The 12,154-nt window shown below is 43.9% G+C and carries 13 protein-coding genes, 1 tRNA gene and 1 pseudogene; 12 read left to right on the forward strand and 3 right to left on the reverse strand.

Annotated elements, in window-relative coordinates; genetic code table 11:
- The first annotated feature begins 4 nt into the window (after positions 1-4).
- From NQZ91_08535 to NQZ91_08580, 10 genes and pseudogenes are all read left to right on the forward strand, one after another.
- Entirely contained in the window at positions 5-1,573 is a 1,569-nt protein-coding gene (locus tag NQZ91_08535) for an ABC transporter ATP-binding protein/permease (protein UUM57389.1), read from the forward strand.
- Between the two features lie 70 nt (positions 1,574-1,643).
- Positions 1,644-1,729 (forward strand) — tRNA-Leu (locus NQZ91_08540).
- A gap of 160 nt (positions 1,730-1,889) precedes the next feature.
- Complete coding sequence (locus NQZ91_08545; protein UUM57390.1) at positions 1,890-2,771, forward strand: fructose-bisphosphate aldolase; 882 nt, start codon at positions 1,890-1,892, stop codon at positions 2,769-2,771.
- Between the two features lie 329 nt (positions 2,772-3,100).
- Positions 3,101-3,289 (forward strand): 50S ribosomal protein L28, encoded by a 189-nt coding sequence (rpmB, locus tag NQZ91_08550; protein UUM57391.1) that lies wholly within the window; start codon positions 3,101-3,103, stop codon positions 3,287-3,289.
- A gap of 131 nt (positions 3,290-3,420) precedes the next feature.
- Complete coding sequence (locus NQZ91_08555) at positions 3,421-3,786, forward strand: Asp23/Gls24 family envelope stress response protein (protein UUM57392.1); 366 nt, start codon at positions 3,421-3,423, stop codon at positions 3,784-3,786.
- Positions 3,787-3,788: 2 nt separating this feature from the next.
- Entirely contained in the window at positions 3,789-5,453 is a 1,665-nt protein-coding gene (locus NQZ91_08560) for a DAK2 domain-containing protein (GenBank protein UUM57393.1), read from the forward strand.
- 158 nt (positions 5,454-5,611) lie between these two features.
- Positions 5,612-5,902, forward strand: coding sequence for a 30S ribosomal protein S6 (gene rpsF, locus NQZ91_08565; protein UUM57394.1), 291 nt, complete (start codon positions 5,612-5,614; stop codon positions 5,900-5,902).
- 11 nt (positions 5,903-5,913) lie between these two features.
- Positions 5,914-6,414 (forward strand): single-stranded DNA-binding protein, encoded by a 501-nt coding sequence (locus NQZ91_08570; protein ID UUM57395.1) that lies wholly within the window; start codon positions 5,914-5,916, stop codon positions 6,412-6,414.
- 32 nt (positions 6,415-6,446) lie between these two features.
- Positions 6,447-6,686 (forward strand): 30S ribosomal protein S18, encoded by a 240-nt coding sequence (rpsR, locus tag NQZ91_08575; protein UUM57396.1) that lies wholly within the window; start codon positions 6,447-6,449, stop codon positions 6,684-6,686.
- 209 nt (positions 6,687-6,895) lie between these two features.
- Positions 6,896-7,207: pseudogene (locus NQZ91_08580) on the forward strand (IS5/IS1182 family transposase).
- A 68-nt stretch (positions 7,208-7,275) separates the two neighbouring features.
- Here the strand turns inward: NQZ91_08580 and NQZ91_08585 are convergent.
- Genes NQZ91_08585 through NQZ91_08595 form a run of 3 tightly spaced genes read right to left on the reverse strand, consistent with a single transcriptional unit; the run spans position 7,276 to position 9,815 of the window.
- Entirely contained in the window at positions 7,276-8,058 is a 783-nt protein-coding gene (locus tag NQZ91_08585; protein UUM57397.1) for an ABC-2 family transporter protein, read from the reverse strand.
- A 1-nt stretch (position 8,059) separates the two neighbouring features.
- Entirely contained in the window at positions 8,060-8,839 is a 780-nt protein-coding gene (locus NQZ91_08590) for an ABC-2 family transporter protein (protein ID UUM57398.1), read from the reverse strand.
- On the reverse strand, positions 8,832-9,815 hold the full coding sequence (locus tag NQZ91_08595; GenBank protein UUM57399.1) for an ATP-binding cassette domain-containing protein: 984 nt from the start codon (positions 9,813-9,815) through the stop codon (positions 8,832-8,834). Before NQZ91_08595 ends, NQZ91_08590 begins: the two co-directional genes overlap by 8 nt.
- Before the next feature lie 210 nt (positions 9,816-10,025).
- On the opposite strand from NQZ91_08595, the gene NQZ91_08600 reads away from it, so the two are divergent.
- Together NQZ91_08600 and NQZ91_08605 are read left to right on the forward strand one after the other, a co-directional pair.
- Entirely contained in the window at positions 10,026-10,919 is an 894-nt protein-coding gene (locus NQZ91_08600) for an ABC transporter ATP-binding protein (protein UUM57400.1), read from the forward strand.
- The gene (locus tag NQZ91_08605) at positions 10,916-12,133 is read left to right on the forward strand and encodes an ABC transporter permease (GenBank protein ID UUM57401.1); all 1,218 of its coding nucleotides are present in this window, start codon (positions 10,916-10,918) and stop codon (positions 12,131-12,133) included. Before NQZ91_08600 ends, NQZ91_08605 begins: the two co-directional genes overlap by 4 nt.
- The last annotated feature ends 21 nt before the right edge of the window (positions 12,134-12,154 follow it).

Raw genomic sequence — 12,154 nt, forward strand, 5'->3', positions numbered from 1 at the left:
AGAAGTGAGGAACCTTCATTTTATCGCGACATTGGTGGCGATTAGCTTGGTAGCAGGATTAAACGTGCTCTTTAACTACCAGATAGCAGGAATAACCGATAGTTTAACTAGTGGGGATAGGGCTGGTTTTATGGTACAGATTTGGCAGTTGCTTGCGATTTTATGCTTGATGCTGCTAGCAGAGTTTGTTCGTCAAGTCTGTAATCAGCAGTTTTTGAATAGGGTTGGCTACAAGATTCAGGCTACTCTAGTCAATCGTTTTTTGCAGGGGCACAGCTTGCTCAAGCAATCAGAAGTAGCGGAACGGGTTTCAGCTATTCATAATGATAGCGAGATGGTCAAGGAACTCTACTATGATACCCTGTTTTCCCTCTATCAAGGAGTGGTGTCCTTCTTGTTTGCCTGTCTGGCTCTCTTTGGTTTGGATAGCCAGGTATCCATAGCAATCCTGCTTTTGACCTTGGTACCGATTGGGCTACCCTATCTTTTTCAAAAGAGTCGGAAAAGGGTTCAGGAAGCCATCTCGCGGGAGAAGGCTGTCTATCAGATTCTGCTCAATGACCTCCTTTCAGGTCTAGCCATTATCAAAAATGCCAATCGTAACCAGTATTTTTCTGACAAGACAAATCATCAATACAAACGAATCTATCAACTGGAGGACCGAAAGGCTTTTTTGTCAGCCTTGTTGAATGTCCTATCTGGTTTGTTCTTCTATCTATTGACGGTTCTGATTCTCTTTCTGGGAGGTCAAAGGATTTTGGCAGGGCAAATGACAGTAGGAGCCTTGGTGGCAATTTATAGTATTTCTTTAGAATTGACCATGCCGATTAGCTTGATTGCATCGTCTATCGCGGATATGGCTTCTGTTCGCAATCTACGTGAGCAGCTCTTAAAACAGGAACCAGCTCTGCCTTTTTCCAAAAAAACCAAAGACTCATTCACCTCTCTTCAGGTGTGCAATCTTTCTTTTTCTATAGAAGGAACTCCCCTGTTTTCGGGGTTGAGTCTAAACTTTGAGCCTGGGAAGAAGTATCTGATTCAGGGAGAGAGTGGCATAGGCAAATCGTCCTTAGCCTACCTCCTGATGGGACAAATGGGGCAAGGGAATGAAGGGGTCTATCTGAATGGGCGGTCTTTGAAGGAAGTGGGAGAAGAGGTGGTTCAATCCTATCTTGCCTTTCTGCCACAAAAAGTGAAACTCTTCCATGCCAGCATCTGGGAGAATATTAGTTTGGGAAGGGATATTGACGAGTTGGAGGTTCTTACTTGGTTGCAGTTGGTAGGCTTGGGACAACGTTTTGCAAGTCGTCAGCAGTTGGAAAGTGAGCTATTTGATGCAGAATCAACTCTTTCAGGTGGGCAACAACAACGCTTGGCCTTGGTGCGGACTCTCTTGCTCCACAAACCTGTCTTGCTCCTAGATGAATCCCTTTCAGGTTTAGATGATCGGACCTTTGCCATGGTGGAACAAGCCCTGCTTGACTTGGAGAGGACAACGGTCATTCATATTAGTCATCGTTCATATCATGAGGCAGACTATGATCAGATAGTGGTACTGGAGAGAAGAAAGTAATAAATATGAACTTTTTTTCAAAAAAGTGTTGACAAGGGTATTACCCCGTGATATACTTATCTAGTGTTCAGCGGGGATGGCGGAATTGGCAGACGCGCAGGATTAAGGATCCTGTGACCGCTTTAGGTCGTGAGGGTTCAAGTCCCTCTCTCCGCATAGAACTTTCAGACTGGTTTAACCAGTCTTTTTTTGTGCCTGAAAGTTATGTGAAAATTTTCTCATACGGATACAGTTTCAGCTAGCATTTTTTTGAGAATCGTGTTAAAATAAGAGGGTATGGGGGACGACTCCCAAAAAATATTAGGAGGCTCTTAGAATGCCATTAGTTTCAGCAGAAAAATTTGTCCAAGCAGCGCGTGACAACGGTTATGCAGTTGGTGGATTTAACACAAACAACCTTGAGTGGACTCAAGCTATCTTGCGCGCAGCAGAAGCAAAACAAGCTCCAGTTCTTATCCAAACTTCTATGGGTGCAGCTAAGTACATGGGTGGTTACAAAGTAGCTCGCAACTTGATCGCAAACTTGATCGAGTCAATGAACATCACAGTTCCAGTTGCTATTCACCTTGACCACGGTCACTACGAAGATGCACTTGAGTGTATCGAAGTTGGTTACACTTCTATCATGTTTGACGGCTCACACCTTCCAGTAGAAGAAAACCTTGCAAAAGCAAAAGAAGTTGTAGAATTGGCACACGCTAAAGGAATCTCAGTTGAAGCTGAAGTTGGTACTATCGGTGGTGAAGAAGACGGTATCGTTGGTACTGGTGAATTGGCTCCAATCGAAGATGCAGTAGCAATGGTTGCAACTGGTATTGACTTCTTGGCAGCTGGTATCGGTAACATCCACGGACCATACCCAGAAAACTGGGAAGGTCTTGACCTTGACCACTTGCGTAAATTGACAGAAGCTGTACCAGGTTTCCCAATCGTATTGCACGGTGGTTCAGGTATTCCAGATGCACAAATCCAAGAAGCAATCAAATTGGGTGTTGCTAAAGTTAACGTTAACACTGAGTGCCAAATCGCATTTGCAAACGCAACTCGTAAGTTTGCAGCAGCTTATGAAGCAAACGAAGCAGAATACGACAAGAAAAAACTCTTTGACCCACGTAAATTCTTGGCTGACGGCGTAAAAGCTATCCAAGCATCTGTTGAAGAGCGAATCGACGTATTTGGTTCAGCAAACAAAGCTTAATGTTATATAAGTAATGCTATCTAAACCAACCGCAAGGTTGGTTTTTTGAGTTTTATCTAATCTACTGTTTCAAACAGTCCTATTCTGTGAAGCAATCTCTGATTGCGAACAAGGAAATCCGTTTTTTCAATGGCTTGTCCTTAGAAGATTTGAAACAAGCTTGGTCAAATGTCAATTCTGTCTGATAGACAGGCTTCAATATTCTTGGAGAACTGTCGAAAGAAAAAAATAAAAATATTCCTTGCCAACTTCATTCTTTTCTGTTAGAATAGTATGGTATGTGGTGCTAGCACATCCGATATATTTGATCAAATGAGGAGGAAGATACAATGGCTAAAGTATGTTATTTCACTGGTCGTAAGACTGTATCAGGTAACAACCGTTCACACGCAATGAACCAAACTAAACGCGCAGTTAAACCAAACCTTCAAAAAGTTACTGTTTTGATTGACGGTAAACCTAAAAAAGTTTGGGCTTCAGCTCGTGCCCTTAAATCAGGTAAAGTAGAACGCGTTTAAGAAATGACCCTTTTGGGTTATTTTTTTTGCCAAAGAAACCTAGTCTTCCGTCTGCTGTCACAAGCTTGTTTTTTACAGAATGGCTAAAGTATGGTAAAATGGAGTGATAAAACTATTTGAGGTAAAGTAATATGACTGTTAAAATCAATACAAAAGACGGCCAAATTGAATTGACTGACGACGTGATTGCCACAGTTGTCGGTGGAGCTACGACCGAGATTTTTGGTGTGGTCGGCATGGCTAGCAAATCTGCCATCAAAGACAATTTCCAGGCTCTTTTGAGAAAGGAAAACTATGCCAAGGGTGTTGTCATCAAGACCTTGGAAGATGGTCGTATTGCAGTTGATGTCTACACTGTTATGAGCTACGGTGTAAAAATCAGTGAAGTATCTCGCAATATCCAAGAACGTGTCAAGTTCAACTTGGAAAATCAACTGGGTATCTCTGTGGATGCCGTTAATGTTTTCATCCAAAATATTAAAGTCGTAGGAGAATAATTGTGTCTAAAATTACTACTAGTTTATTTCAAGAAATGGTGCAGGCAGCATCTACTCGATTGAATAAACAAGCTGAATATGTAAACTCATTAAACGTATTTCCAGTACCAGATGGCGATACTGGAACCAACATGGGAATGACCATCACCAATGGTGCCAAAGAAGTGGCAGACAAGCCAGCAAACACAGTTGGTGAAGTCGCTCAAATCTTGTCAAAAGGTTTGCTTATGGGTGCTCGCGGGAACTCTGGTGTGATTACGTCACAATTGTTCCGTGGTTTCGGTCAGTCTGTCAAGGGCAAGGATGAATTGGACGGTAAAGACTTGGCACAGGCCTTTCAACATGGTGTAGAAGTGGCTTATAAGGCCGTTATGAAGCCGGTTGAGGGGACCATCTTGACTGTTTCTCGTGGAGCTGCAACAGCGGCCCTTAAAAAAGCAGAAGAAACAGATGATGCCATTGAAGTCATGCGTGCAACCCTTGAAGGTGCCAACCGTGCCCTCAAGAAAACACCTGATATGCTTCCAGTCTTGAAAGAAGTTGGGGTTGTTGACTCTGGTGGTCAAGGTCTTGTTTATATCTACGAAGGTTTCTTGTCAGCTTTGACGGGTGAATACATTGCTTCTGAGGATTTTGAAGCAACTCCAGCAGTCATGACAGAAATGATTAATGCAGAACACCACAAGTCAGTTGCTGGTCATGTAGCGACTGAGGACATTACCTTTGGTTACTGTACGGAAATCATGGTTGCCCTTCGCCAAGGTCCTACTTATGTGAAAGACTTTGATTATGAAGAATTCCGTAACTACCTTAATGACCTTGGGGATTCTCTCCTAGTTGTCAACGATGATGAAATTGTAAAAGTTCACGTCCATACAGAAGATCCAGGCTTGGTTATGCAAGCAGGTCTCCAATATGGTAGCTTGGTCAAGGTAAAAGTGGACAATATGCGTGAGCAACATGAAGCGCAGGTTGAAAAAGAAGAAGCTTTCCAAAAACCGGCTGAACAAAAAGAATACGGCATTATTGCCGTTGCAGCTGGAGAAGGATTGACAGAAATCTTCAAATCACAAGGAGTTGACTATGTGATTTCAGGTGGTCAGACCATGAACCCTTCAACAGAGGATTTTGTCAATGCTATTGAATTGGTCAATGCTCGCAATGTCATCTTGTTGCCAAACAACAAGAACATCTTGATGGCGGCTCAGACTGCAGCAGAAGTTGCTGAAGTGGCGGTTAAGGTTGTAGAAACCAAGACTCTACCACAAGGCTTCACTAGCTTGCTTGCCTTTGATCCAAGTCGTGATTTGGAAAGCAACTTTGAAGCCATGACAGCATCGCTTGCAGAAGTGAAAAGTGGTAGCGTGACAACTGCGGTCCGTGATACAACCATTGATGGTCTTGAAATCCATGAGAATGATAACCTTGGTATGGTTGATGGCAAGATTGTGGTTTCTAATCCAGATATGATGGAGACGCTTGTTGCTACCTTTGATAAAATGTTGGATGAAGATAGTGAAATCGTGACTATTTATATTGGTGAGGATGGTGACGAGGATACAGCACAAGCCCTTGCTGACCAATTGGAAGAGAAATTTGAAGATGTCGAGGTTGAAATCCATCAAGGAAACCAACCAGTCTATCCATATCTATTTAGTGTAGAATAATCCATGAGAAGAGCAGTCTGACTGTTCTTTTCTTGTGTATTTTGTGGATGTTTTTCTTGCTATTTGGTCCAAATATGATATAATAGTTTCTTGTGAGTATCCCTCACTTCCCACAGGCTAGGACCTGGGGGCATTAGACCAAAAGGAGGAACATATCAATGGCTAAATACGAAATTCTTTATATTATTCGTCCAAACATTGAAGAAGAAGCTAAAAACGCTTTGGTAGCACGCTTTGACTCTATTTTGACTGACAACGGTGCAACAATCGTTGAATCAAAAGCATGGGAAAAACGTCGCCTTGCCTACGAAATCCAAGATTTCCGTGAAGGTTTGTACCACATCGTTAACGTTGAAGCGACTAACGACGAAGCTCTTAAAGAGTTTGACCGTTTGTCAAAAATCAACGGCGACATTCTTCGTCACATGATTGTGAAACTTGACGCGTAAGAAGGTTTTATATGATAAATAATGTAGTATTGGTTGGTCGCATGACCCGCGATGCAGAACTTCGTTACACTCCGTCAAACCAAGCTGTTGCGACTTTTACACTTGCGGTTAACCGTAATTTTAAAAATCAAAATGGCGAGCGTGAAGCGGACTTTATCAACGTAGTCATTTGGCGCCAACAAGCTGAAAACTTAGCAAATTGGGCTAAAAAAGGTGCTCTGATTGGGGTTACAGGTCGAATTCAGACTCGTAGCTATGATAACCAACAAGGGCAACGTGTCTATGTGACTGAGGTGGTTGCAGAAAGTTTCCAACTCTTGGAAAGCCGTACTGCCCGTGAAGGACAAGGTGGAGCTTATCAATCAAACCCAGGCAACTCGTTTGCTGGTGGAAATGATTTTGGTTCATCCTACCAAGCACCTGCACAATCTACACCGAACTTCGCTCGAGAAGAAAGTCCATTTGGTGCATCAAACCCAATGGATATTTCAGACGATGACCTACCATTTTAGGTCGATACTAAATATATAAAGGAGAAAAACACATGGCTCAACAACGTCGTGGCGGTTTCAAACGCCGTAAAAAAGTTGACTATATCGCAGCTAACAAAATTGAATATGTTGATTACAAAGATACTGAGCTTCTTAGCCGTTTCATTTCAGAACGTGGAAAAATCCTTCCACGTCGTGTAACTGGAACTTCAGCTAAAAACCAACGTAAAGTAACAACAGCTATCAAACGTGCTCGCGTTATGGCATTGCTACCATTCGTAAACGAAGATTAAAAAAATGACCCCAACGGGTCATTTTTTCTTGCGCTCTAGAAACTGGAAAGGCGCAATCGCCCGGTGTGGCGATTTTTTCATGAGCTTGAAAATATGAGAGCGAATTAGGAACTTCAAAGCCCTATTTAGCTAGCCCCCTAGAAACTAGATAGGTTCAACACTGATAGGTCGTTTTTACTTGTGCTCGTTAAACTTGAGAAGCACAATTGCGCAGTGAGGAGATTGAACGCCTCTTTGGGACAGCCAACGAGTACCACAATCTTCGTTATACAAGAGAGAAAGGCAAGTCCAAAATGGAAGATAAGGTTGGACTGACTTTGGCGTGTTTAAATCTCAAGAAATTGGTAAAAATGAGGGCAGGGAAGCCTTTTTATATTGTACAAATAGCCACGATTCTGGCAAAAAGACCGACTATCAGACCAATAAACAGAAAAAGACAAACATCAATCGAGATGTTTGTCTTCATTCTGTGGCTAGCTGTCGCTAGCTTTTATCTCCAACTTGAGCAAGTCTATCCGTAGACTTGTTAATGACAGCCGACTCTGGTCGCCTCTATCTCCAACTTGACGGAGCCTCTTCCCAGGCTCCGTCAACCACCAACACTCGTAAACTTAGTCATGCCATATTTGAAGAGTTTGTAGTTGATAGTAAAGATAAGGGTGACGACGAGTGGGAGTGCGAGGCCCCACATGGAGAGGTCCAGGAAATAGAGGGCTGGGAAGTAGGCGGTAAAGGCATAGGGGAAGACAAAAATCAGCAGGAATTGAATGACTTTTGGATAGATATTAAGGGGGTATTGGGCCATTTGGTTGAGGGCGAATATTCCCATGGTGAGCGGGAAAGATTCCACAATCCAAAAGGCAAGAGCTGTTGGTCCCAGCTGAATAGCCGCATAGAGCAGACCGATGCAAATAGTAATAAAAACCAACAGGAGAATCTTCCAGACAGACCATTCCAAGCCCAAAATCTGCGAAGACTGCCAGAGAGCCACGCCACCAATCATCGTCGTACCGATGCCCTGAGGCTGAATTCGTTCGCAGACCAGCTGAAAGAGCGGATTGACCGGCAAGAGCAAGAGGCGTTCAAACTCCCCCCGACGAATGTAGCGGCTACCGAACATCCACAGATTATCAAAGAAAATCAAGTGGACCGACCGCCCCACCGTTGCCATTCCATAGATAAACAGCATCTGCCCGTAGTTAAAGCCTGCAATCTCCTTGATATTACTAAAAAGGACATTGAGGAAAATCAAATAGACCACCTGCTCCACCAAAGATGAGACCAGACCGATGAAAAAATCTACCCGAAAAGACATCTGGGCCATCATGAAGACCTTGACATTGTACAAATAAAGACCTATATACTTTTTCATCCTAGCCTCCAAAAATGACAATTTTTCGCTTGGCTTGGGACCATAGAGCCGCGATAAAGCCAGCAAGGACAGGCAACCAGAGCAACTGCAAGCCCAGCAAGGACAGGTCAGTTTCTCTGCCTAAGAGAATAGAAATAGGCACATTGATTGCATAGTTATAGGGCATGAAACTCAAGACTTTTTCGACTTTTTCAGGGTAAAAGCTTAGCGGTAAGAGGGCTCCGGATGACAGGTTGAAGAGTCCCATGCGTAGCAGCATGACTCCCCAAGCATTGACCGTAAAGAAAGTCGCAAAACCAAAAGCCAAGTCTAAGAATTGCACAATAAACATTCCCAAGATAGCAGATAGGAGAAAGACTAATATAGTCTTTCCATCTGGTAGGTAAAAATCACTCTGCACCAAGAGGATGATGAAAAAGACCACCAAAAACTTGAAGAGTTCAATCAATTTTGTCCCTAAATCCTTGAAGAAGAGGGAGAGGATAAAAGAGTAGGGCCGCAAAAATTCCCCAGCAATCTGCCCTTGCAAAATCGAGTGGGACAGGTCTTCACCGATTGAAAAGGAGTTGAGACTTGCCAAGAGGCTAGCGAAGATGATATAGGTGGTAAAGGTCTGGAGGTTGTAACCATTGACCTCAGGCTGTGTGAAGAAAATGGTCTTCCAGACAAAGAGAGACACCAAAATGCGTGCCAGCACAGACACGAAGGAAGCCAGGAAAAAGGCCTTGTACTGCAGGGCTGTCATCATAGTCAGCCGCGTCATGTAGAGGTACTTACGCATGGATGCCCTCCTCGTAAATCTGACGGACAATGGACTCAATTTCCAGCTCCTTCATGGTCACATCATCGACCTCAATCTGCTCAAAGACCAAGGTAATGACCTGGGCACTGGTCCATTGGTTAGCCTGATAGTGAATGTCGAAGTGGTAATCATCCTTGCGGTCAAATTCCAGACCAGCCGCCTGAATATCTTTGGTCAGTGGATGCTCGGTAGAAAAACTAATGGTTTTGATTTGAGAAAACCGCTCTTTGAGCTGACTGAGTGAGCCGTCATAGACCTTTTTCCCCTTATCGATGATGAAAATCCGCTCGCAGAGGGTTTCAATGTCCTTCATATCGTGGGAAGTAATCAAGAAAGTCGTGCCGTGCTCTTCATTCATGTAGCGAATAAAAGAACGAATGGTCTCCTTGACACTAGCGTCCAGGCCGATGGTTGGCTCGTCCAGAAAGACCACAGAAGGCTGGTGGAGAAAAATAGCCGCAAATTCACAGCGGACCCGCTGTCCCAGAGACAGATTGCGGATGGACTGCTTCATAATGTCTGCCAAATCCAGCAAGTCAATCAAGCGTGCCAGTCGTTCCTGAAAAACCGCCTCAGGTACATCATAGATTTTGGCATGGAGAATAAAGGACTCCTGCACAGGCAGGTTCCAATCCAGATGTGATTTCTGCCCAAAAAGGACACCAATCTGCTTGTTGACCGCCTTGCGATTGTCCTTGGGAACCAGGCCGTTAATGGTGACCGTGCCTTCATCGGCGTGTAGCACCCCTGTCAACATTTTAATCGTAGTCGACTTGCCGGACCCGTTGGATCCGATATAACCGACAATCTCCCCCTTCTGAATGGACAGGGAGATATCCTGCACCGCCTGAATGTTTTTTTTATTGGGCTTGAAGAAGGCCTTAATTGAGCCTTTTAGCCCCACCTCCTTATCGACCACGTAGTAGGTTTTGGATAAATGCTGCGCTTCTATCATAATGATCTCCTTAAGAAAACGTTTGCGTAATCATTATATCACGATTTATTCGCCTGTGATGATGAAAATATAAGAAAATAGCGAAGGATTTTCTGAAAATAGCAGAGCAGGCTTCCTGCTCTGTTATTTTTATGCATTTTTTTCAATGCATTCTTTACAGAACACTAAAAAAGGAGTAGAATAAAAACAAGAAATTTTTAGGAGGTTGAGATGTTAGAAGTTCGTCACTTATGTAAAAGTTACGGGACCAAGGAAGTCTTGAAGGACATTTCTTTTATTATTCCATCAGGAACCATTTGTGGTTTGGTAGGGAAAAATGGTGCAGGAAAAACTACTTTCTTCCATTCCTTACTAGGATTTGTCAGCTACGAGGGAGAGATTGCCCTCGACCAGCAGGCTGTCACGCCAGACTTGTTTTCAAAAATCGGCTATCTACCAGAAGAGCGGAGCCTCATGCCCAAGCTTTCTGTTTTTGAACAGGTCCGGTATTTGGCAAGTTTAAAGGGATTGACCAAGAAAGAAGTGGCTGAAAAACTACCGTTTTGGATGGAAAAGTTGGAAGTCAAGGGCAAGGTGACAGACAAGATTAAAAGCCTATCCAAAGGAAACCAGCAAAAGATTCAGTTGATTGTAACTTTGCTCCATGAACCAGACCTGATTATTTTGGATGAGCCCTTTTCTGGGTTGGACCCTGTCAACACCGCCCTCCTAAAACGTGTGATTTTAGAGGAAAAGGAGCGCGGGGCAACCATCATCTTTTCAGATCATGTTATGACCAATGTGGAGGAACTCTGTGACCAACTCTTGATGATCCAAGATGGGCAGCTGGTCTTGAATGGAGGCATTCAGGATATTCGTCGGCAGTTTGGTCGGACCCGCCTCTTTGTTTCCTCGGATATTCCGAGAGAGCAGCTAGAAGGCCTGCCCCATGTCCTCTCTGTTCAAATGACCAATCACGATAAATGGCGCCTTGTCCTAGACGATGAAGCAGCAGGTCCAGAGCTCTTCCAGTTGATCAGTGGTGGTCACTATCTGGCAACCTTTGACCAGCAGGCGCCAACCATTGATGAAATCTTTAAAATCAAATCGGGGGTGGCAGAATGAAATCTTTTATCCTAGTCGCAAAAGAGACCTACCTACGGCAGGTCAAATCCTGGTCCTTTGTTTTTATGGTCCTATCCCCTTTCCTCTTTCTCGGCATATCTTTGGGAACAGGCTATCTAACAAGCTCTAGCATGGATGCTGGGTCGGAAAAAATTGGTCTCGTAAGTGAGGACTTTATGGCCCAAATGGCCTTTGCGACACTTGACTTAGACTTGGTTCTTGTGACAGAAGAAGAGGCCAAGCAGCAGCTTTCAGAAGAAGAGTTGGAAGGCTATATCAAGGTCGCAGTAGTGGACCAGCAGTACCAGGCGACCTATCATGGAAATGAGGTCCCTTCTCAATCCGTTCAGCAAACCTTCCAGTCTATTCTAGAGAGCTTGCAGCAGCAGCTCAATGAAGCAAATGCTCAATTGACACCAACTCAGCTTGAATTTCTAGCCATCCAGCCTTCCTATGTGGAGGAAGTTGGTGACCAAGAGGGGCTGGAAAAAATTGGACAGATGATTACCTTCTTTGGCTTGATTTTCCTCATGTACATCATGACTATTGTTTATGCTTCTACAACTGCCCAGGAGGTAGCCAGTGAAAAGGGAACGAAAATCATGGAAGTGATTTTCTCTAGTGTTCCAGCCTGGACCTATTTCTATGGTCGCATCTTTGGCATCTTCCTCGTCATTGCGACCCATTTGGGTGTCTATCTTGTAGGTGGCATCTTGGCCTATCACCTAGCAGGACAATTGGAATTGACCAAGGAAATCTTTGAGTCAAACCAGGTCTTGGTGCAAGCTGTTTTAGACAACTTGGACTGGACCATGATTCTCTTTGCTATTTTCGGACTGCTCCTAGGAGTAACCCTGGCTTCCTTGTGTGGCTCTCTTGTGGTGAGGCCAGAAGATGTCAACAAGGCTGTTCAACCGGTTATGTATCCTATTATCATCGGCTTTTTAGGGGCCATGACCTTTGGGCAACAAGCGCAAGAACATATGGTGGTGAAAATCGGATCTTTTATCCCATTTTTATCCTCCTTCTTTATGCCGATTCGCCAGATAAATGGCTGGGCAAGTAGCTGGGAAATCTGGCTATCCTTCTTCATTCTTGCAGCGACCACGATTGGCGCAATCGTCTTCATTGGCAAATCCTATGCAGGCTTGATTTTACAGACCGATGATATCGGCTTTTGGAGAAGCTTGAAGAAAGGCTTAACGAGCAAGTAAGTCTGCCTACAATAGAACGAA

The sequence above is a fragment of the Streptococcus suis genome (genome assembly GCA_024583055.1).
In the GTDB taxonomy this organism is placed as follows: domain Bacteria; phylum Bacillota; class Bacilli; order Lactobacillales; family Streptococcaceae; genus Streptococcus; species Streptococcus suis_V.